The 21,024-nt window shown below is 50.0% G+C and carries 17 protein-coding genes; 10 read left to right on the top strand and 7 right to left on the bottom strand.

The annotated features are described in order from the left end of the window. Positions 1-5: 5 nt before the first annotated feature. The gene (locus J7619_RS29630; RefSeq protein WP_291207842.1) at positions 6-1,706 is read left to right on the top strand and encodes a RagB/SusD family nutrient uptake outer membrane protein; all 1,701 of its coding nucleotides are present in this window, start codon (positions 6-8) and stop codon (positions 1,704-1,706) included. Positions 1,707-1,800: 94 nt separating this feature from the next. Then, positions 1,801-3,069 carry a polysaccharide pyruvyl transferase family protein gene (locus tag J7619_RS29625; protein ID WP_291207840.1) on the top strand — a complete coding sequence of 423 codons (1,269 nt, stop codon included), beginning with the start codon at positions 1,801-1,803 and terminating at the stop codon, positions 3,067-3,069. 106 nt (positions 3,070-3,175) lie between these two features. Here J7619_RS29625 and J7619_RS29620 read toward each other — a convergent pair whose 3' ends face one another. Beyond that, entirely contained in the window at positions 3,176-4,777 is a 1,602-nt protein-coding gene (locus J7619_RS29620) for a RagB/SusD family nutrient uptake outer membrane protein (RefSeq protein ID WP_291207838.1), read from the bottom strand. A gap of 23 nt (positions 4,778-4,800) precedes the next feature. Continuing rightward, a complete protein-coding gene (locus J7619_RS29615; protein WP_291207836.1) occupies positions 4,801-8,262 on the bottom strand; it encodes a SusC/RagA family TonB-linked outer membrane protein in 3,462 nt (1,153 codons plus the stop codon). A 445-nt stretch (positions 8,263-8,707) separates the two neighbouring features. Between J7619_RS29615 and J7619_RS29610 the strand changes: the two genes are divergently transcribed. Next, positions 8,708-10,858, top strand: a complete 2,151-nt coding sequence (locus tag J7619_RS29610) for an acetylxylan esterase (RefSeq protein WP_291207834.1) — start codon at positions 8,708-8,710, stop codon at positions 10,856-10,858. A gap of 151 nt (positions 10,859-11,009) precedes the next feature. Continuing rightward, a complete protein-coding gene (locus J7619_RS29605; protein WP_291207832.1) occupies positions 11,010-11,597 on the top strand; it encodes a hypothetical protein in 588 nt (195 codons plus the stop codon). A gap of 6 nt (positions 11,598-11,603) precedes the next feature. On the opposite strand, the gene J7619_RS29600 is transcribed toward J7619_RS29605, so the two are convergent. Beyond that, entirely contained in the window at positions 11,604-12,191 is a 588-nt protein-coding gene (locus J7619_RS29600; protein ID WP_291207830.1) for a Crp/Fnr family transcriptional regulator, read from the bottom strand. 667 nt (positions 12,192-12,858) lie between these two features. Here J7619_RS29600 and J7619_RS29595 point away from each other — a divergent pair. Then, a complete protein-coding gene (locus J7619_RS29595) occupies positions 12,859-13,242 on the top strand; it encodes a RidA family protein (protein WP_291207828.1) in 384 nt (127 codons plus the stop codon). A 522-nt stretch (positions 13,243-13,764) separates the two neighbouring features. Continuing rightward, complete coding sequence (locus J7619_RS29590; protein WP_291207826.1) at positions 13,765-14,064, top strand: hypothetical protein; 300 nt, start codon at positions 13,765-13,767, stop codon at positions 14,062-14,064. A gap of 42 nt (positions 14,065-14,106) precedes the next feature. On the opposite strand, the gene J7619_RS29585 is transcribed toward J7619_RS29590, so the two are convergent. Together J7619_RS29585 and J7619_RS29580 are read right to left on the bottom strand one after the other, a co-directional pair. Then, complete coding sequence (locus J7619_RS29585; RefSeq protein WP_291207824.1) at positions 14,107-14,685, bottom strand: DapH/DapD/GlmU-related protein; 579 nt, start codon at positions 14,683-14,685, stop codon at positions 14,107-14,109. A gap of 85 nt (positions 14,686-14,770) precedes the next feature. Next, positions 14,771-15,649, bottom strand: a complete 879-nt coding sequence (locus J7619_RS29580; RefSeq protein WP_291207822.1) for an AraC family transcriptional regulator — start codon at positions 15,647-15,649, stop codon at positions 14,771-14,773. Between the two features lie 208 nt (positions 15,650-15,857). Between J7619_RS29580 and J7619_RS29575 the strand changes: the two genes are divergently transcribed. Both J7619_RS29575 and J7619_RS29570 read left to right on the top strand, forming a co-directional pair. Beyond that, positions 15,858-16,256 (top strand): cupin domain-containing protein, encoded by a 399-nt coding sequence (locus J7619_RS29575; protein ID WP_291207820.1) that lies wholly within the window; start codon positions 15,858-15,860, stop codon positions 16,254-16,256. 11 nt (positions 16,257-16,267) lie between these two features. Beyond that, on the top strand, positions 16,268-16,660 hold the full coding sequence (locus J7619_RS29570; protein WP_291207818.1) for a putative quinol monooxygenase: 393 nt from the start codon (positions 16,268-16,270) through the stop codon (positions 16,658-16,660). A gap of 73 nt (positions 16,661-16,733) precedes the next feature. On the opposite strand, the gene J7619_RS29565 is transcribed toward J7619_RS29570, so the two are convergent. Both J7619_RS29565 and J7619_RS29560 read right to left on the bottom strand, forming a co-directional pair. Further along, complete coding sequence (locus J7619_RS29565) at positions 16,734-16,961, bottom strand: hypothetical protein (protein WP_291207816.1); 228 nt, start codon at positions 16,959-16,961, stop codon at positions 16,734-16,736. A 218-nt stretch (positions 16,962-17,179) separates the two neighbouring features. Then, positions 17,180-17,383, bottom strand: coding sequence for a hypothetical protein (locus J7619_RS29560; RefSeq protein WP_291207814.1), 204 nt, complete (start codon positions 17,381-17,383; stop codon positions 17,180-17,182). Positions 17,384-17,516: 133 nt separating this feature from the next. Between J7619_RS29560 and J7619_RS29555 the strand changes: the two genes are divergently transcribed. Together J7619_RS29555 and J7619_RS29550 are read left to right on the top strand one after the other, a co-directional pair. Then, positions 17,517-18,383, top strand: a complete 867-nt coding sequence (locus J7619_RS29555; RefSeq protein WP_291207812.1) for a GLPGLI family protein — start codon at positions 17,517-17,519, stop codon at positions 18,381-18,383. Continuing rightward, complete coding sequence (locus J7619_RS29550) at positions 18,380-21,016, top strand: hypothetical protein (protein WP_291207810.1); 2,637 nt, start codon at positions 18,380-18,382, stop codon at positions 21,014-21,016. The genes J7619_RS29555 and J7619_RS29550 overlap by 4 nt, the downstream gene beginning before the upstream one ends. Positions 21,017-21,024 lie beyond the last annotated feature (8 nt).

The following is a 21,024-nucleotide window of genomic DNA, read 5'->3' as shown; positions in this document are numbered from 1 at the left end:
TGAACATGAAAAGATATCTTACTTGCCTGCTCACCCTGTGTGCGCTCGGCCTGACGACGGCCTGCAAAGAGTCCTACCTGGATGAAGTCCCTCTGGACCGTTTCAGCCCGGAAAACCTGCTCGTGAATGAGGCGGGGTACGATGCGGCCGTGGTGTCCCTCTATGAAGGCGCGCGGCAGGAGCAGAGCATCGCGTCCAACAATTTCGAATACATGACCGTGGGTACCGACCAAAGCCAATGGGGCCGCAACGATTCCCGGGGAAACAAGGATTACAGTTTGCTGAACTCCAACCTCGAAGCAACCGCCATTTACTGGGATTGGGCATTCAAGCAAATGATTGTGCGCGCTAACCTGATCCTGGATAACATCGACGACCCGAGCCTCAAAATCGGCGATGCCGCCCGGGCGAACATCAAAGGGCAGGCATTGTTTTTCAGGGCATATACCTACAATTTCCTCGCGAACGTGTACGGTGGAGTACCGATTGTGAAAGAGCGGATCGTGGAGCCGAAGTTCGACTTCGTCCGGGCATCGCGCATGGAGGTGCTCGACTTCGTGGCGCAGGACCTGGAAGCCGCGTCGGCGTTGCTGGACAAGGAGGTGCCCGATGGCCGCATTCCGCGTGCAGCCGCATTTCACTTGCTGAGCGAGGTTTATATTTCGTTGGGAATGGAGAAAAAGGACGATTCCTATTTTGACAAATCAATAGCTGCCGCCACGATGGTGATCAGTAAGGAAGCCGGCGACTACCAGCTCATGACCCAGCGCTTTGGCAAGGCGGCGGGCCGGCCGGGAGATGTATTTTCCGACGTTTTCGCCGATGGGCAGATCAACAAATCGCAGGGGAACAAGGAAGTGATGTGGGCATGGCAGTTCGAGAACTTTACCCCCGGCGGCTACTCCACCGCTTCGCTGGCGAACATCAGCATCCGGTACTGGGGGCCGGAATATGACAAGATCCAGTCTCCGAATGGCAGCGCCAACCTGCCCTCGGACAGCCTTGGGCGCGGGATAGGCGTAAATTCTCCCACCAATTACATTAAATACGACATCTGGAAGCTGGATCCGAACGATATACGCAATTCGGTGTATAACATCCGCAGGACCTATTATTACAACAATGCGGCTGATAAGGAGTACTTCGGGAAACCCATTCTGACCAAAAGAGGTGCGGACGGGCAGCTGTACACCACCAAAGCCGACGGTACCCTGACCAAAACTGTGCTCGACACTTTGCGCCAATACTATCCCTACATCCGAAAAATCGAGGGAACGCCCATGGGGAATAACAACCTGAGCGGCAACTCGGTGAAGGATTTCAGCCGGATGCGCGTGGCGGAAACCTATTTGCTGCGGGCAGAGGCGCATTTCCGGAAAGGGGATAAAACCTCGGCCGCTGCGGATCTCAATGTCGTGCGTGCACGGGCGAAAGCCAAACCGGTTGCCGCTGCCGACGTAACAGAAGACTTCATCCTGGACGAGCGTTCGCGGGAGTTGATCGTCGAAGAACCGCGGCTCCGCACGCTCATACGCATGGGTAGGCTCGTGGACCGCGTTCGCAAGTACAATTCGGTCCCGTCGGTACCGAACGGCCCTTCTTCGGGCAGTACGATTCAGGATTTCAACCGGTATTGGCCCATTCCGCAGAAAGTGATTGACGCCAACACCGGCACGAAGTTCGAGCAGAACCCGGGGTACCCGTGACCGTCATACCGCATATGCTCACCAGCAAAAACATAATTGCGGCGAAAAGTAGATAAGTTAATTTTTACATTGATAGTCTAAAATATTGTAAATCATGCAATTGAAAACCAGAAGAAATTTTATCAAAAGCGGGGCTGCGCTGGCAGGGTTCTGCATGTTTGGAACGATGGCACAAGCCAAAGCCGATCCTACGATCCTGTTCGTTTCGGGATGGCAGGATGTGAATATCGGCGATATCGCCCACACGCCGGGGCTGATCGCCCTCCTGAAAAAGCGTATGCCCAGGGCAAAGCTCATTCTCTGGAAGAAAAGCAAAAGTGACTTTGCCGAAGGAATGCTCAAAAAGCATTATCCTGATCTGCAAATTATTCACGGACAGGTTACTAAGGACGGGGAGCCGCAGTCGGACGAGGTGAAAAAGGCATTTTCGGAAGCCGATTTTTTCCTGCACGGTTCCGGGCCGTCGGTAGTGGCCGCGGATTACCTGGATAGCTGGCAAAAGCAAACACAGAAACCTTTCGGGATTTTCGGGGTGACCATTCAGGACATTACGCCGGAGCTCAAACGCATTATCGAAAATGCGTCGTTCATCTTCACACGCGAAACCGCGTCGATCGGGAAGTTGAAGGAAGCCGGTCTGGAAGGAAAACATATCGCATTCGCCCCCGACGCCACTTTTGCGATGGATATTCACGACGACCCCGCTGCCGCTAAATTTATCGGGGAAAACAAACTGACCGACCGCCGGTTCATTTGCGTGATCCCTAGGCTACGGCGTACGCCTTACTACAAAATCAGGCCGAACAATGCCGGATGGAGCGCCGAACGCATCAAAGAGGTGGACGAGCTCAATAATAAATGGAAGGAGAACGACCATGCCAAGCTCCGCGAGGCAATGATCACCTGGGTGAGGAAAACGAAGGGGAAGGTGGTGGTGTGCCCCGAAATGACTTATGAGGTGGATGTCATGGACGAATTGCTGATCAATCCGCTGCCGGACGACGTGAAACCTTATATCGTGAAGCATGGCTACTGGCTGCCGGACGAGGCGGCGTCGCTCTATCAAAAGGCCCAGGCCGTACTCAGTTTCGAATGCCATTCTCCGATCATCGCGGCCACCAACGGCACGCCCTGCTTTTACCTGCGCCAGCCCGAGGACACGATCAAGGGGCAGATGTACTATGATCTCGGCCTTGCCTCCTGGACTTTCGAGATCGAACAAACGACCGCGGAGCAAATCACCCGTCGCCTGATGGAAGTGAATGCGAACTACGAAGCCGCGCTGGCACAGGTTAAATCCGCGATGGATAAGGTCAGGGAGCGTTATGACGACACTTTCAGGATCATGGCACAAAAAGTTTGAAAGCTGCCGGTAGTTGACCTTACGGTTGCCTGTTAATTTAATAATCCAAAAAGCCCCTTTCTGAACGGGAAGGGGCCTTTTGGTATTCAGTTGATTGAAATTATGCCTAGTTCTGAACAGCCAGCGGATTGTACAGAATCTCTTCCTCGGGAATTTGCAAAGTCATATTGGAAACCGGGTAATTGACTTTGGACAGGTGGTTGGCCGAGCTGGTGCGATCGACCGGGATGTTCCACCGCTTGTTATTGTAAAATTCGCGGCCGCCTTCGCCCCACAGTTCCATGCGCGTTTGCAGGTATACCATCTGCAATGCGGTCAGCCCCGACATGGCGGGATAGGTATCACAGGTCAATGCCGGCGAACCGGTTTTGGTGCGGGCGGAGAGCAGCGTGTTCAGGGTTGTTTTCGCCCCTGCTTCGTTGGCAAGCTGCGCCTGCGCTTCCGCTTTCATAAGCAGCACTTCGGATGTACGCATATAGTAGCACGTCACATTACCGACTTCGATTTTGTTGGTACTTGCAATCCCATGAGTCGCGGCAAACTTGGTGTTGGTGTAGCTGGGAATAAACGCTACCGTGTTGTTGCCGGGGTAGGTATAGTTTCCAAAATCCGTTGCCATGAAACATGCTTTACGATAATCCGTGGCAGCCATTTTTTCATAAAGGCGGTTGTCGATGCGCTTGTATGCGCGGGTGACGCCACCGTTACCCAGTCCGAATGGGTTGGTGTATGCATTATGGTAAGTTTTGGCCTGACCGACGGGAAACCCTAAAATGACTTCCGGGTTGGATGCATTGTTGAGAAAACCGTTAGTTTCGGGTAGGAATACCGGATCTGCCGCCGTTCCGGTGTTTTTTCCGCCATATTGCGCCTCACTCATCAAAGTGGGATACTGAGCCAGGATTTCGTCGCAGGCGGTAACGGCAGTATTCCAGTCGCCGGTCCACACGGAAACTCTCGCCAACAGGAAGTTGACCACCGCGAGGTCGATATCGCCCAGATCTTTTGTGTAGCCGATACCTGCATCGGTGAAGAGCTTTTTGGCGGCATTCAGATCTGCTTTGATAAAAGCATATGTCTCCTGTGCGCTTGCCCTGGCTTTGTTGGCCTGGGTGGGCGAGAAGGAATCGTAAAGCATGATACCGAGCTTATCTTTACCCGTGAGCGCGAATGCATCCTGATAGTTTTCCATGAGATAGTTATAGCCGTACGCACGGGCGGCCAGTCCCCGTGCTTTGCAATCCATCAGGAAGGTGTTGGTGCCTACGGTCGCATCGGTCAGGAAGTTGAGCATTTTATTGGCCTGGTTGATGCAGTTCCAGGCGTAATACCAGTATACGAGGTTTTTGTTGGCTGTGCTGGAAATAAAATTGTCCAGGCCATACTCGGGTGCGCCCACCAGCGGGGAAAGACCGGCTACATCGCCAAGCACCATGTCGTTGCCTTCCAGGTTTCGCATGATATCGAGCCCCTGGTTACTGTAATACATATCGGCACCTCCCACGCCGTTGATTCCCGCGAAATTGAAAAGCAACGGCATATTATTGGCCATACTGCCCATCACAAGCTTGATGGATTCTGCATTGCCCGACAGCAAGAGCTGCCGGATTTGCTCGTCGGTAATGTTGTTGGGCGGTGTAATGTCCAGTTTGTCTGAGCAGGAACTGAAAAGCATGGTCGCCAGCAGGATAAAAATATATTTTCTCATATCTGTATTCACTTTTAATGTCCTCAGAAAGTTAGATTAAGACCCAATGAAACCGTGCTCATATAAGGGTAGGAGTAACCGCCCACTTCCAGGCCGCCTACCAGCGACATCCGGGGATCGAATCCCGAGTGGCCGGTCAGCATGGCCACGTTGTCCGCCGAGGCGAAAATCCGGCAATTGCTGGCTTTGAATTTTGACAGCACGGAAGCCGGCACATTGTATCCGAGCGACAGGTTTTTCACGTTCAGGTAAGAAGCGTTGAAAAGGGCGAGGTCCGAATACATCCAGCTTCCGATGGTGGCGCCGTTGGTATAATAGGTATTTCCGTAAAATGCCATCGGGAATTTCGCGTCGGTATTTTCCGGGGTCCATGTGTTGCCTACCAGCTCTTTGGAAAGCGCGCTGCCTATGTTCCCGTTTAAATAGAGGCCATTGGCATATTCGACGCTTAGATACTTGCCTCCGATCTGGTAGGCGATGATTGCTGATAAATCAAATTGCTTGAAGCGGAACGTCGTATTGAAACCTCCGATCCATTTAGGCAATGCACTGCCCATCTCATAGCGGCTGGCCAGTGCATAATCGGTCGTTTTTATATCGGAGCCGATGGGCGTATCGGTGAACTTGTCGGCGGCGTGATCGGCTTGCGTCACACGGTGGTGGAATAGCGGTAAGCCCGTATTCGCATCTACACCTCCGTATTTGAAGAAATACAAATTATAGAAATCCTTGCCCACGCCGCGCAGGTAGGCCGTTTCGCCCGTCGATCCGCCTCCGTTGGCAGCCCAGCCGTCCACGCCCGCAGTCCAGTTGCCATTAAGCTGCGCCGAGCCGACGCCGGGAGGAACTTTGGTGAGCACGGTGGTGTAATGGGTTCCGTTAAGGCCGACGGTCCAGTTGATATCCTTGGTACGGATGATGTCGACATTGATATCCACTTCGATCCCTCTGTTGCGCAGGCCTGCCGAATTTTTAGTCAGGGCGGTTTGCCCCAGTGAAAAGGCGATCGGCTGGTTGTATACCGAGTTGACGGTATGCTTGTTGTACCAGTCAAAAGACCCGTGCACCCTTTTGAATACGGTAAAATCGATGCCTGCGTCCAGCGTGTGGGTATTTTCCCAAGTCAGACCGTCGTTGACAAATGCGCCTTGCGTAAGCGTATAGCTTGCGGGTATGCCGGATCCCGACGTGCTTGACGTATAAATAGCCCCGTAACTCCATAGCTGGTATCCCGAATAATTCCCGATACCGCTCTGATTGCCGATTACCCCGTAGCTGGACCGGATTTTCAGGTCGTTAAGCCAGGAGTTTGTTCCCTTCATAAACTCCTCGGTCGACAAACGCCAGCCACCGCCTACCGACCAGAATGTACCCCAGCGGTCTTTGGCATACTTGAACTTGGAAGAGCCGTCACGACGAATGGAGGCTTCGAGGTAATACCGGTCGCCATAAACGTAGCTCACACGGCCGAAATAGCTTTCCATAGCCGTTTTGACCTCGTTCCCGCCGGGAGCGGCGAATGTACCTCCGGTGTACCGGCCCACAAAGTTGGCGTAAGCGGGGAAGCCGTCGATGAGCCCGTAGGCCGAGTTGTAGTTGAGGTTGTCGAGGCTGTATTGATAGTATTCGTGGCCTGCCATGGCGGTCAGTTCGTGACGGCCGTAGGTGTGCCCCCAGTTGAGGAGCTGCTGAGCATCCAGGATCCCGACGTTCTGATAGGTTTTGCCGAATGCACCTACACCCACATACGGCCCTGTTCCGCTGTTGCCGTAGCGGGTCCGTGTTTCGGAAAAGCGATCATATGAAATGTTGGTGGTCAGGCTGAAATCTTTCAGGAATTTGAATGTAGCATAACCTTTCAGGTTCAGGTCGTTGGAAACGCGTTTGTCGATATCGTCGTCGAGCAGTTTGATCAGGTTGGCTTCCGAGGTCGGGATTTTGGCGGGGCCGAGCGGCGAATAGGTGTCGCCCAGCTTCACATGGACCATATCCGTGCCATCGGCGTTCTTTTTGATATTGCCGTTCTGATCGCGGGCGAAGAGCGAGATGAGCGGGCTTTGGCCATTGATCCAGCGAAATACGTTGGCCGTGGCCGAACCCGGGTTCCGGCCGAACCGTGTTGCCGGAGACTGCGTGGTGCGGTTGGTATACCCGATGTTTGCACCGATTTTTACCCAGTCAAATAGCTGCGCATTTACATTCGAACGCACATTGTAGCGACCGAACTTGGACCCGCGGATGTAGGACGGATCTTGCAGGTAACCCACCGAAGTAAAGTAATCGACCTTTTCGGTACCACCGCTGGCCGTAAGGTTATATTCCTGGCGGAGCTTGCTTTCGAGAAAGTAATTGTCGTAGCTGCCTGCATCGTAGAGCTTCCGCGCATTTGGATTCAGCTTTCCGTCTGTATTCACCAGGTAGGCGCCCGACATGGTCGCGCTGGCTTGTGTACCGCTTCCCGTGGGCGTGTACACCGCGCCGGGAACATCGTACAGCATCCAGTTACCCAGTGTATTAGCTGAAAAGTTGGTCGTAGATCCGGTATAGTCGAACAAATGCGCGCTGGCAAATTCGGCGGCCTGTTCATGCGACATATTCGGGTTTTTAAGGTTTGTCGTAGAAGTGCCGTTGGTAGAAGGGCCGCCCGCAACGCCGTACCTGACAGAGTTGTAAATGGCCTGCCAGGCATATTCGTAGATGTCTTTGGCGTCGGTCATTTTATCGAATTTGAGCGCACCGGCATAGTTCACGCCCCAGCGTCCCTCAAATGAAATCCGGGTTTTTCCGGTTGCACCTCTTTTGGTGGTCACGAGCACCACGCCATTCGCTCCCCGTGAGCCGTAAACGGCGGTAGAAGCGGCATCTTTCAGCACGCTGATGCTGGCGATGTCTTTCGGGTTAATGGACGACAGGGCATTTTCGTGCTCTGCCGGCACCCCGTCGATGACGATGAGGGCATTGGAGCTGTTCTGACTGGTAGACCCCGCGCCGCGCACCCTGATACCCATGTCGAGCCCCGGCTGGCCATCTACCGATGACACCTGTAAGCCCGGCACCACGCCTTCCAGCGCCCTGGTGACGGTCGAATTGGATTGTACGGCGATGGTCCTGGAGTCAATGGCCGTAACGGCCCCGGTGAGGTCTTTCTTTTTGGCTGTACCATAGGCGATAACGACCACTTCGTTGAGCTGCTTATCGTCGGGGGCCATGGTAATGTTCAGCACGGTTTTTGAGCCGACCTGCACCTCCTGGGTGGCAAAACCTACAAATGAGAAGACCAGCACGGTTCCCTTTGTGCCGGATACGGAGAAATTGCCTTTTTGGTCGGTGGTGGTGCCGGTCGTTGTGCCTTTCACGACCACGCTTACACCGGGTAATTCATTGCCGTTGGTGTCTGCTACTTTGCCCGAAACCTGGGTTTGCGCGTACGCCCAGGTACCCAGGAGCATACACCACAGGAGAAGCAGCGATATCTTTTTCTTCATGGTAATTGAGTTTTGGAATTGATAAACTGAGTTAAGAAAGGTGAGCGTATTCAATGAGCGGGATGCGGTCGGAAATACACCGAAATCCTTCCGCTTTTGGGAAGAAATTCCTACATAGGCAGTGATTGGTTAATTGAATATGAATTACAGAAAGCAAATGCCCGGGCAATCGGAAAACTGCCGCACCATTAGGTATGGCAATATTTTTACGGTAACGTTAACGTTGAGCTTGAAAATCCTCGGAGATGCCGACCGGGATCGGTCGTTGGATGGATTTAACAAGTTATTAGTTAGGGATGAAAGCAGTTACATATTGCGAGAAGGTGATCAGGACAAAAATCTAACCATAGTTTTAAAAACATATTGGTTACTACCGATGATATGTTAATTTGCCCAATCACTAAAAAAACGCGGCTATTGCGTTTTTCACCTAAACCTGAACATCATGAAATACCCTAAATGGATCGTTTTTGCATGCAGTTTTTTAGGGGCATCGAACAGCCTTTTTGCACAGGAAGATCTCTCGGTCTATGGTTATTGGAAATACCATCAGAACACGGCCGGACAACTCTTTTACGATGCGCTTAGCGAGAGGGCCTTTTCGCAGCTGGGTCATCGGGAAGCCGTTGTTTTGCGACTTACAACCCGGCAGCAATGGCAGCAGCGGCAGGCAGAAGTCCGGATGAAGCTGGCGAAGGCCGTCGGGCCATTTCCGGAGAAAACGCCGTTGAACCCGGTCATTACAGGGACGTTGAAAAAGGAAGACTATACGGTCGAAAAATTGTATTTCGAATCCCGCCCGGGTTACCACGTGACGGCCGCCATGTTTCTGCCGGACAAGCGGCAGACGAAAGCGCCGGCGATCCTCTTTTGCAGCGGGCACAGCGAGAACGGTTTCCGTAGCGAAGCCTATCAGCATCTGATCCTCAACTACACGAAAAAAGGCTTCATCGTATTGGCATTTGACCCGATAGGGCAGGGCGAACGTATTCAATACCAGCCGGATGAGTTGAAGGAAGGTGCGACCGGCGAACATTCCTATGCGGGTGTACAGTCGTTCGTGGCCGGGCTTCCGCCTGCGAATTATTTCATTTGGGACGGCATCCGCGCGGTGGATTATTTGCTCACCAGGAAAGAAGTGGACCCCGCCCGCATAGGCATTGCGGGCCGCTCGGGCGGGGGCACGCAGAGCGCGTACATTGCCGCAATGGATGATCGCATTGCCGCGGCGGCGCCCGAATGCTACATTACCACCTTTGATAAGCTAATCCACTCGAACGGGCCGCAGGATGCCGAGCAGAACCTGATGTACGGTCTGGCAGAGGGCATCGATATGGCCGACTTCCTGGAAGTGCGCGCGCCGAAACCGGCATTGATAGTGGCCACTACCCGGGATATTTTTGCCATTCAGGGGGCCAGGGACAGCTATCATGAAGCCCGGAAAGCTTATGAGGCATTTGGAAAACCGGAGCAGATCCAAATGACCGAAGACGATGCCGGTCACGCATCCACGCTCAAGAACCGGGAGGCTTCGTACACATTTTTTCAAAAACACCTCAACAATCCCGGCAGTTCCGTCGATTTGAAGGTACAGATGCTTACCGACGAGGAACTTCATGCAACACCCGGCGGCCGGGCCATTGCTGCTTTGAAAGGGGAAAGCATGTTTTCCCTGAATGAAAAATATACCCAAGCGCTTGCGGAAAGGAGAAAGAATGTGAAGCCGGGAGCGAACTTTTCCGAAGCGCTTCGGAAGAAAATCATTGCCTTGTCCGGATTTACAAAACCGGCGGGCAAAGCCGACGTGGTGTTTTCAGGGAGATTGCACCGGCCGGAGTATGCCATTGAAAAATATCTGGTGAAGGGAAGCGGCAGTTACCATCTTCCTGTGTTGTGGCTAAAACCGGCCAGGAGCACAGGTGCTACCATCCTTTTGCTGAATGAGCAAGGCAAAGGGGAGGCAGTCCAGAAAGGCAAGCTGGCGGATCAGCTGGCCAGCAAAGGTTATGAGGTAGTGGTCCCCGATTTGAGCGGTACCGGCGAACTGGGCAGCGGCTTTATCCGCGGGGGCGATTCGGTGATCGACGATATTCCGTTGAACCTGTGGTTTTTTGGCATATTGACGAACAAAAGCCTGGTAGCGACCCGTGCCGAGGAGATTATGATCCTGGCCGATTTTATCAAAAAGTCGGGTACACCGCACACGAAGCTGTCGGGCGTGGCTGTGGGCACGCTTACTTCCGATCTGCTGCACGCGGCGGCGATCGACAACCCATTCGACAAGCTGGTTTTAGTCCAACCGCTGACGTCCTATCAGTCCATCGCCGAAGAAAGGCTCTACAAACCCCGGTTCGCGCTTTCCGCAGTACCCGGCGCATTGGCCGAATACGATCTGCCCGATCTGGTGGAAGTGCTCTCTTCCAAAGGGCTGCTGTTGCTCAATCCAGTAACGGCTAATGATAAACCGGTTGACCAGAAACGCGCAGATGCTATTTATAAGCAGGCGCCGGGCAAGGCACAAGCCGGCGGGTTAAGCATCCGGAGCGGAGTACAGCAAGACGCGCTTTTGGAAAATTTTGCATCATGGGTGAAGTGAGGTTGCTCGTGCGGCGAATGGCCCAGGCGAGATGGAGATTAGCAGTACCCGTACTGTCGGTAGGTTTTTTCCTGCATTTTAACTTAGGTGAAAAAACTACCAAACCCGACTGCGCAATTTTGGAGCAACAAAACATTTAAAGATTTAAATTATGTCAGCTCCATCTTTTTCCCAGGCAATAACAGACGGTCAGACTGTAAAAACTGCCACTTCATTACGCAATCTCTATTTCATTCGGGCAGCCTTTTCGGTGGTTTGGGTGACGCTGGTCGTCCTTTTTGCGAAAACATCCGACGGTATTGCGACCTTCCTGCTGGTCGTTTACCCGGCCTGGGACGTCGTGGGTACGTTACTGGATATCCGCGCTAACCGAAGCGGTGCTTCAAAGACTCCTCAATACCTGAATGCTGCGATCAGCGTCATCACCACGATCGCCGTCGGCATCGCCTTACAGCGCGGCGTGCCCGAAGCGTTGGTCGTCTTTGGTTTTTGGGCAATCCTCACGGGTGTGATCCAGCTGATCCTGGGGTTGCGCCGCCGGCAGGCGTTGGGTGGTCAATGGCCTATGATCATCAGCGGGGGGCAGTCTGCTGTGGCCGGCGTTTCATTTATAGCGCTCGCCCACGATCCCACGATGGGCATTACCAGCCTGGCAGGTTATGCGGGTTTTGGCGCGTTTTACTACCTGCTTTCCGCATTTCGCCTGATGAGGACGTCCACGCATATCGCTGAAAACTGATCAGCATTACTTCCGGACGCGTTTCCGGATCCGGCTTAACGACGGGTTGGTTATGCCGAGGTAGGACGAAATATGGTAGGCCGGAATGCGTTCGATAATGTTGGGATGTTCTTCCAGGAGTCTCAGGTAACGTTCCTCATGGGAAAAAAACATGAATTCTTCGGCCCGGGTCTGCGCGTAGGAAAAAAAGAGCTCCGCCAGTAACCGCCCGAATTTGCCCCAGTTGGGGTTCGTTTCATAGAGGCCGTGGAGGTCCTTGTAAGAAATAAAGACAATTTCCGAATCTTCCATCGCCTCGATAAAGTACCAGCAAGGGTTACGCGAAATGAAGCTTCTGAATGACACCACGAACTGGTTTTCCGAAAAGAAGAAAAGGTTTTTGTCCCTGTCCGTCTGCGGATCACGGTAGTATATTCTAAAAATGCCTTTGATCACCAGGCCGAGGTCGTTGCAAACCATGCTTTGCATATTGAAGAAATCGCCTTTTTTGATTTTCCTCGGTTTCCAGTAGGGCTGACTTTCGGCAATATCTTTTTCGGTCAATGCGTCGAATTTTCTTAGATGTCGCGCGACGATCTCGTTTTTGTCTGACATAACTTCCGCGGTTGAATGAGTAATTAGCTAATGTTTGGTCATCCTAAAACCAAATTGACGGCCAAAACATAACAAATTTCGGCTAACCTGCTCGGGAAGATTTTCACTTTGGTTAAAATCTGAGTTAGGTTGTTCGATACGTGAGGGCCCGTGCGGGGCGTTGCTCTCTGCGCGTACGCTTGCGCGGAGGACATTCGTTTGTTGTACCGTTACATCCCTCCGGGATTTCAAGGATGTTGGGTGCCGCCGATGGACTACCGATATTACGTGCCTGACGGCACTTTACGAACAAAATGCGCAATCGCGTTAGCGATGTAATATGGGTAGAATGATAGGTTTCAAGGATGTTGGGCGCCGATAGACTATCTATATTACTTACCTGACGGCACTTTACTAACAAAATGTCCAATCGCGTTAGCGATGTAATATGGGTAGAACGGTGAGATAACGACTGTCCGGAAATGCCGTAGGCATGTAACAGCGGTGCTTAGCCGAAGCATCCAACCGGACAAGTCGAGAGAACACAGTAAATAGGGAATGATAAGCAAATCGCTTACGTACATCGTGATCAAAAATATAAAGCGGCATTTTTGCTAAAAATTGAGCTGGCTATAAGATATTGCTGCGCCAGTATTAAACAAACAAACATATCAATCACAATCTATATATGAGTACAATGGAAAAGGGCGCTGCACCGGTAGTGCCGATTTCAAAAGCTTTGGTGTCCAACGGGTTCTTGTTTATTTCAGGTCAGATTGGCTCCGCCGGTGGACAGCTGGTGACTACCTCCTTCCAGGACGAGGTAAGGCAGGTGTTTACCAATATTGAGACGATACTTCATGAGCATGGGCTGACTTTCAGCCACATTGTTAGCGTTACGGTGTATCTGACGGATATGCGGTATTTCGACGAGTTGAATGCGGTTTACCAGACTTACTTCGCTGACCGCTATCCGACCCGTACGTGTATAGCCGTTGCGGGCCTGCCCAAACAAGCGCGTGTCGAATTAACGACAATGGCCAGTCTGGTGTTAGAAAACAACCAGGGATAAATCGATTGTCGGAAATCGTTTAGTTCCCGCAAGACCGGCTCCCTAAAAACGGGCGAAATAAAAGGCGATCTGGCAGGTGTGAACTACCTGCACGGATCGCCTGCAGAACGGGGAGCCGGTTTCGGGAATCATAGTCATTGACCCACCTTTGCCAATAAATCGGCAACCGATTTGGGTTGAGACAGGAAGGGGGAATGGCTCGTGCTCACATAAACGAGCTCTCGATTTGGGACGGTACCTTTTCCGCTACGTGTGTGACCACTACCCCGCCCATGCTGTGCCCATAACCTTGCCGTTCGAAGGAACCTGATCACTAAAAAAGTGTGACCGGAGGCACAGGAGGCCTTCGTGCGGCTGTTTAGTGCGTCGCGTTTGCTTGCGATGGTCAACGGCTGGTCGAGAGGAAACAGGATTGTTTTTAATGGTATCAATATTTTGATAAAAATAATATCAAAACTTGAGGTAATTCTCAAATGAGCTGTTATTTTTGCAATACACCATCATCAACAAACTCTGACCATTATGAAAGCGAAATTTGAGCAGCGCTATATTGCAAAAGCGGTAAATCCCGACCAGCTGACTACGCCGTTTACCCCTGAATTTTTCAGGGAATACGGAGCAGTACTTTACCAGTTTCTGCCCACTGTGAAAGGCAATGAGTTGTTGCCCGGTGAGGTGAAGTATGGGTACAAATTCTATCTGCTTGAGAATCCCGGCAAGGAAGGGGTGTTTTATCTTTCCTCCCACAAGGATATGGACACGCTCAAATCGCGATCCAAATTCCTGTCAAGGGTGGAGAAGGAAATATTGAAGGTTGCGTGATATTATTTTGCTGTAAATGCATTCATCTTATCACCATGTTAACTAGGTCAGTCTTTCTTTCACAACTTTTGCCGGTATACCAGCGACTACGGTATTGGGTGCAACATCACGGCTGACGACGGCGCCAGCTGCCACCACGGCATTCTCGCCGACCGTAACGCCGGGCAAAATGGTCGCTCCCGCACCGATCCATGCATTTCTTTTGATGTGCACGGGTTTTAAGACCAATGCTGCACGGTCAGCTGGGTCAAGCGGGTGGCTTTCGGAAGTGATATTAACACGTGGTCCGACCAGCACGTCGTCCTCGATAGTGATACCGCCAATGTCCAGAAAAGAGCAGGCATGGTTGATGAATACATTTTTGCCCAGCGTCGTAAAATGGCCTAGATTGATGTAAAACGGCGGAAATATGGTGGTCGAGCTGTCGATCGGGCTGCCAATGATCTCGCTCAGGCGTTCGCGGACCTGGTCCGTATCGGTTGCGCCGGTGTTCATTTCGTTGCAAAGCCGGATCGTACGCGCCACAGCCTGGCCGAAGTCGTCATAGCCGGGATCGTTCTTTCTGATCGTTTCGCCGGCTCGCATTCGTTCGAAGATATCGTTCGTGTTTTTCTTTATCATAGATTTTTGTGCTTATAATCTATGACAAAATAGTAAAATCGAAATGCGTATTGGTTAACGGCAATCAAACCGATCATTAAGAATTTCAAACGGTTTCCATGCGGAGCGCACGCGGATTTGTGCCGGTCAGGCGCTTGAAGAAGTTATTGAAATAGGTAGGGTATTCAAAACCCAGGGAATAGGCGATTTCGGAAATATTCCAGTCGGTGTGCTGCAAAAGTGCTTTGGCTTCGGTAATGATCCGTTCGGTAATGTGGGTAGTTGTAGGCTTCCCTGTCACCTGTTTGACGGCCCGGTTCAGGTAGTTGACGTGCATATTCAGGCTGGTGGCGTAATCCTGGGCCGTCTTTAATTGCAGGGGCCGGTCGGCGCTTTCGATGGGGAACTGTCTTTCGAGTAGTTCCAGAAACACTGAAGTAATGCGCCCGGCGGCGTTCTTCTGCTGGTGGTAATTCTCGGAGGGCTGCAATTTCAGCGCTTCGTGGATAATCAGGTTAATGTAGTTGCGCATCAGATCATCCTTGAATACATAATCGGTCTTTTGCTCCTCTATCATCTTTTGAAACAATGTATTAAGAAAATCCCGCTGCTGCTCTGAGATATTCAGAATGGGTGTGCCACCGATTTTAAACAGCGGAGATTGTTGCAGACTTTCGGTGCGCTCGGCCGCATTCACGAACGCCTCGGAAAACAGGCAGGTGTAGCCCACATAACTGGTAGAGAGCGTCTCCCAGGAATACGGAATATGCGGGTTGCCGAAAAACAGCACGGTACCATCCGTTTCAAAACTCCGGTCGGAATAATGGATCTTACTCTTGCCGGTGGTGAGGCAGATCTTGTAAAAATCTTTGCGGCTGTACACGCGCGTAGCATTGCCATCCTCTTCGATCTGGAAGACATTGAATCCTTTTAACTTCAACTCATTGTTGAATTCGGATACCGTCCGCTGCTTTACATTTTCCATTTCCCGAAATTAAGAATTACACGAGTTCTGATTGCCGCATAACAAAAATAGCAAAGCATTCTTGAAGCTGTATCGGTACCATCCTGTAAGAGCCTGTTTGGTTTGAATTTCTTAAAAGATGGTTTGAAAATCATTATCCGCCCGGAAGTACTGCGCTGATATTTGTACATTGAAGAAGCATATTCATTGAGTGAAACAACAGAGCATTATGGAGATCACAAGAGCAGGCAGCAGGCCGTCCGGCAAAGGACCGGGGGATTGGTTTACCGGGGCGGTGCGCATCGACCCGCTTTTTGAGCCGAACAGCGCGCGTCGCGCCGCGTCGGCATTGGTCACATTCGAGCCCGGCGCAAGAACGGCCTGGCACACGCACCCGCTCGGGCAAACCCTGATCGTGACCGTAGGCGCCGGTTGGGTGCAGCGGAAGGGAGGGCCGGTTGAAAAGATTTTCCCGGGCGACATCGTCTGGTTTGAAGCCAACGAAAAACACTGGCACGGAGCAACCGCGACCACGGGCATGAGCCATATCGCCATTCAGGAAAGCCTGGACGGGAAGGTCGTGGAATGGATGGAGCAGGTTTCAGATGAGGAATATACCCAACCTTAAACAAATAGCTGATGAGGGCATTTCTTTCAGTTCTTTTCATAGTAGCTGTTGCAGGTCTGCAACCCGCATTGGGACAAAGTAAAGAATGGATGGTTCGGATGGCGAAGATCGAGATCGATAGCGCTTATCTGGAACCCTATAAAGCGGCTATCCGCGAACATACTCAGGCAGCAATTGCCAACGAGCCGGGCGTGCTTACGTTGTATGCTATGTACGACAAAGCCAGGCCAACCCACGTTACGGTGCTGGAAATTTATGCGAGCAAAGATGCCTACCAGGCCCATTTGAAAACACCTCATTTTCAGAAGTATAAAGCAGGGACACTCAAAATGGTAAAATCTCTGGAGCTTATAGACGTGGATCCTATTGCATTTGGGGCCAAGCCAAATATTCTGGAGCGGTAAGACAATTCTTAACAGTACCGGAGAGGCATCAGTATTGGTATAAGGTCAACGCGCAAGTTTTGCCAATCGGGGCTTATTCGGATTGGCTTTCTGGTTCATACTCCCATTTTACAATATCCTCTTCGGGGAAAAATGACTCCTCTTTGCGCGGCACTTCCATTTCACTGATTTCCACGAAACCATGGCTTTTGCGGTAAACGCCACGGCGACGGATACCCTGTAAGTCTGTGAAAACGACCGCCGATTCGTCCAGCGGGAAGGTTGTGGGGCCTGTGTCATTGTCGTCTTTGCTTTTCATCATTTCACGGATTTGGTCTGCGGGCTTGTACAAAACCCGTTCCGAATGCGATTTGTAATGTGGCACCGACTGCTGACTTGCTTGTTGGGGTCAAGACCTACCTGGTAGCGGGATTGGGAGCGTTGGTTAATGCAAAAAAATCAGCAGTAGCGCCTGGCATAATTTTGGTGTGGCCTGCCCGATTTTTTTCAACCTGATCCAATGACGATATGAAAGCGAGTCTAACGATAGTTGTCTGCTTGTTGCTGGCCGCTCTGCTGGCATTTTCGGACCGTTTCAAAAGTGTTTCGACGGATAGGGTCGTTGTACTTTCTGCCGCAGACGGTGGTATGCTCGAAGTGAGGTTGGGAGAGCTGGCGGCTAATTGTCGCCAGGCAACAGGTATACGACGGCCTGGCCAGCGAAAGCGGAGAGAAATTCGACATGGTGTTTATGAATATCATGATCGCATCTCCTGAGAAAACGATTGGACTCGTGTCGTTTTCTTGCTATTTATTCCTAGTATATTCAAAATATTTATACATTGTTATGGCTGGTTAATATCAAAACTTCCATGGCATGAGAAAGACGGCGAATCAACGTATTGAAGTACGTAATAGCAGGATGCTGTATATAAACAGATCAATCGTTGCCGGTTTGTTTTTTTTAGGCAGTTTAGCCGCATTCGGTCAGTCTGGTGGGATAGACTCTTTGAATTACAAAATATATTGTACCTATCAATTGAGTTTTCTTCCCGACTCGATAAGTACAAGTAAAAAAAGCGAGGTATTTCGCCTATTCGCCAGTCATGGAGAATCTATTTTTATGAGTGCCAATAAGTTTTTACAGGATTCGATTATGAGGTTCCCGAGCAGGAACTTTGAACAGAATCAGCAGAAAATGGAGTTTCTTGCCAGCCACAGGACTGATTTTAATTTTATAATTCACAAACGAGGTTGCGATCAAGTTCAAACCGTTGATAAAATTTACCATAACGATTTCATCTATCTTGAACCGGCTATTCCACCTAAATGGAAAATGTCCAGGGATAAAAAGATGATCGCGGGTTACCAGTGTCAGAAGGCCACAACGGCCTTCGGCGGACGAACTTGGGAGGCTTGGTTTACAAGCGAGATACCCATAAGCGACGGTCCTTATAAGTTCTGCGGCCTTCCCGGTTTAATCGTGCAGGTCGCCGATATTCAGCAACATTTCAGCTTCGAACTCACTCAATTAAAGAATGCGAACGAGACGATAAACTATACAACAAAGGGAATTAAGATAGAGAAGGAGAAGTATTTTCAGAAGTTGAGAGAATACAAACAGAATCCCGTTGGCATAGCGGAACAATCGGGAGTCGTATTTACATCCGGGAAAAATGACATCATTAATCGTGTTGCGGCGAAAAACAAGGCGGAAAATAATACCCTGGAAAGATTCAAATGATGGGGAGAGGTCTACTTGCGTTCTCGATACTCTGGTTGATCACGATAAACAGTGGGAAATCGCAGCGCCTGATTTCCGGTACAATACGAGACGAGGGTGGCAGGGGTGTTGCAAATTGCCAGATTTCGGTGCTAGGCGCTGACACGCTGGATATTATCTCGTTTTCTGCAAGTAAGGGCGATGGAAGATATGAGATTCCGGTCGGTGATACACTGGGCGCGTCCTTTCTTCAAATCACTCATCTGGATTATGAAACGGTTCTTGTCCGACTGGAAAGCCTTAGGACAAAGACAGATTTTACACTCATCAGGAAGGCACGAATGCTGAGGGAGGTAACCGTAAAAGGGCCGCCGGTCGTTATTAAAGGTGACACCATCAGTTACAGTCCGGATGCGTTTAAGGCCGAATCTGACCGGACAATATCTGATGTACTTAGAAAGCTGCCTGGCATACAGGTAGAGAAGAATGGCGAGATTCTATATCAGGGAAATCCAATTCAGAAGTACTATGTGAATGGACTGGATTTGATGGAGGGTAGGTACAATCTCGTAAATAACAACTTGCCCATCAGCGCTGTTAAGCGGATTCAAGTAATCGAAAACGATCAACCGATCAAAATTCTTAAGTCACGTTCTTTTTCTGAAAAGGCGTCCATTAATATTCAACTCAAAAAATTTACGACGACTGGTTCGTTTTATGGAAGTATAGGTGTCCCCAGCCTGCTATACGATCTTAATCTGTCCCCTATGACGTTCAATAAGGATTTTCAGGTGGTCAGCAGCGTACAGGCCAATAATATTGGTCGCGATCTTACACGGGAGACAGCCAACTTAACGAAATCGGATGCCTTAGACACGGTTTCTGAAAAAGGGCAAATTGCCATTCAACCCATGGCCCCACCACCATTTGATTCTGACAGATGGCTGAACAATGCTTCACAACTTGTTTCGAGCAACATCATCAGACGGGTTGGACCTGATTTTCATGTTAAGGTGCAGGCCGGATATATAAGGGACAAGCAAAAAATGGCGGGCAGTACTTTTACGAAAATTTTGTCCGATACCAACATCGTTTCAATCTCCGAGAAAAAGGTTAATGTATTTAAAGACAGGGACTTTATTTCTAATTTGGTCGTTGAAAAGAATTCCTCAAACTTGTTTGTAAAGAACCTCTTCAATTTCGGTCACACGCGTCGCAGATCGGCTGGTGAGCTGTCACTGGACACCACCGGGGTGTTGCAGAGCCAGGCAAGTCGCAGGTATTCCATAAACAATTCTCTGCAAGCACTAAAATTCATAGGAAAGCAATTGTTTGAGGTCAAATCAAAGCTTCATTACATGAATCACCCTCAACAGCTGATCGTGACGCCGGTACTCTTCGACAAGCTATTTGACCCAACCGACAGTGCTGGTGGATTGCGTCAGTTGTATAGAGATAGCAATCTGGATTTTATGGGAGGTATATCAACCAGCCGGAAAATGACCAGGTGGACTGTATCGCCAGCATTTGGCATAACTTGTCAAAGGTTTAATTTAAGAAGTTCTCTGTTCGAGATTCATACGGATGACCAATTTCAGCTACCATACCCTTTCGCGAATGACTATGCTTTTGTAAAGAAAACGGTCTTTGCGCAAATTGTCAGCTCTTATTCGTCCGACAAGATCAATTTTGAGGTTACAATGCCGGTCAAGGGAAATGATATATCGATTAAAAATCGGTTTCTCGGTACAAGTGCATTAAGCAGGATCACATTTGATCCGTCAATCTATTCAAAGTTTAAGCTCACCCAATTCACGGATTTATCTATTCAAGCTTCGTTGTCAAACACATTCGGGGAGCCGTCTCAGCTTTATACCGGATACATCCTGAAGTCCTATCGAACGATCCAAAGATACACGCCGGAGGTTATGCAGAACAGAAGTTTAAGTGGCGGTATATCGGTTACCGTGAAGGACCCCGTTTCGCTTATCTTTTCAGATTTTAGTGTTTCCGGTAATGCAGCAAGGTCTAATCTTATGTTTAATACAGCATTGTCGACAGAAGGCCTGACAACTGCTACATTTATCAGGAAGAGCAATACAAAACACTCGATAAGGGGTAATCTTGGATTTGGAAAATACTTTTCGGCAATAAACACATCTACCAAAGTTTCCTGGACGTCATCTTATGGAATTTGGCCTCAGCTGGTTAATGACCGTCTCTTCAAGTCTAAAATTTTGACAAATAGCATAATACTCAACTCGTCGACTAACATGAGCTCCATTGCCAGTATTTCATATAGCTCTACAATAAATTTTTCCCGTCTTGGTCTGGGAGAGCAGAATGACCAGAAGGTTGTGTTCTCGCAGCATATGTTAAATTTCAGCTCGTTTCTTTTCAAGAATCAGATAACCGACCTTAAACTCGAATATTACACGAACAATTCGAGATTGCTTCATAATGCCTTATTCATAAATATTACGCATGAGATAAAATTTCCAAAGAGAAATTTCCAGATTGAATTGAGTTGCAATAACCTGTTGAATTCAAAATACTTTGTTTCAAACAACAACATGGCCAATATTAGTGTTGTCAATGTGTTCGATATGCGACGCAGACAACTACTATTAACTGCCTTATTTAACCTGAATTAACATACGGA

The organism is Dyadobacter sp. (assembly GCF_017744695.1).
Lineage (GTDB): Bacteria > Bacteroidota > Bacteroidia > Cytophagales > Spirosomataceae > Dyadobacter.
The sequence above is the reverse complement of the archived record's forward strand: the minus strand, read 5'-3'. Positions and strand labels throughout refer to the sequence as shown.

Excerpts from the sequence above, each read along its gene's own strand:
- J7619_RS29630 (WP_291207842.1), top strand. The coding sequence starts at position 6 with ATGAAAAGATATCTTACTTGCCTGCTCACCCTGTGTGCGCTCGGCCTG.
- J7619_RS29625 (WP_291207840.1), top strand. The coding sequence starts at position 1,801 with ATGCAATTGAAAACCAGAAGAAATTTTATCAAAAGCGGGGCTGCGCTG.
- J7619_RS29620 (WP_291207838.1), bottom strand. The coding sequence starts at position 4,777 with ATGAGAAAATATATTTTTATCCTGCTGGCGACCATGCTTTTCAGTTCC.
- J7619_RS29615 (WP_291207836.1), bottom strand. The coding sequence starts at position 8,262 with ATGAAGAAAAAGATATCGCTGCTTCTCCTGTGGTGTATGCTCCTGGGT.
- J7619_RS29610 (WP_291207834.1), top strand. The coding sequence starts at position 8,708 with ATGAAATACCCTAAATGGATCGTTTTTGCATGCAGTTTTTTAGGGGCA.
- J7619_RS29605 (WP_291207832.1), top strand. The coding sequence starts at position 11,010 with ATGTCAGCTCCATCTTTTTCCCAGGCAATAACAGACGGTCAGACTGTA.
- J7619_RS29600 (WP_291207830.1), bottom strand. The coding sequence starts at position 12,191 with ATGTCAGACAAAAACGAGATCGTCGCGCGACATCTAAGAAAATTCGAC.
- J7619_RS29595 (WP_291207828.1), top strand. The coding sequence starts at position 12,859 with ATGAGTACAATGGAAAAGGGCGCTGCACCGGTAGTGCCGATTTCAAAA.
- J7619_RS29590 (WP_291207826.1), top strand. The coding sequence starts at position 13,765 with ATGAAAGCGAAATTTGAGCAGCGCTATATTGCAAAAGCGGTAAATCCC.
- J7619_RS29585 (WP_291207824.1), bottom strand. The coding sequence starts at position 14,685 with ATGATAAAGAAAAACACGAACGATATCTTCGAACGAATGCGAGCCGGC.
- J7619_RS29580 (WP_291207822.1), bottom strand. The coding sequence starts at position 15,649 with ATGGAAAATGTAAAGCAGCGGACGGTATCCGAATTCAACAATGAGTTG.
- J7619_RS29575 (WP_291207820.1), top strand. The coding sequence starts at position 15,858 with ATGGAGATCACAAGAGCAGGCAGCAGGCCGTCCGGCAAAGGACCGGGG.
- J7619_RS29570 (WP_291207818.1), top strand. The coding sequence starts at position 16,268 with ATGAGGGCATTTCTTTCAGTTCTTTTCATAGTAGCTGTTGCAGGTCTG.
- J7619_RS29565 (WP_291207816.1), bottom strand. The coding sequence starts at position 16,961 with ATGATGAAAAGCAAAGACGACAATGACACAGGCCCCACAACCTTCCCG.
- J7619_RS29560 (WP_291207814.1), bottom strand. The coding sequence starts at position 17,383 with ATGTCGAATTTCTCTCCGCTTTCGCTGGCCAGGCCGTCGTATACCTGT.
- J7619_RS29555 (WP_291207812.1), top strand. The coding sequence starts at position 17,517 with ATGAGAAAGACGGCGAATCAACGTATTGAAGTACGTAATAGCAGGATG.
- J7619_RS29550 (WP_291207810.1), top strand. The coding sequence starts at position 18,380 with ATGATGGGGAGAGGTCTACTTGCGTTCTCGATACTCTGGTTGATCACG.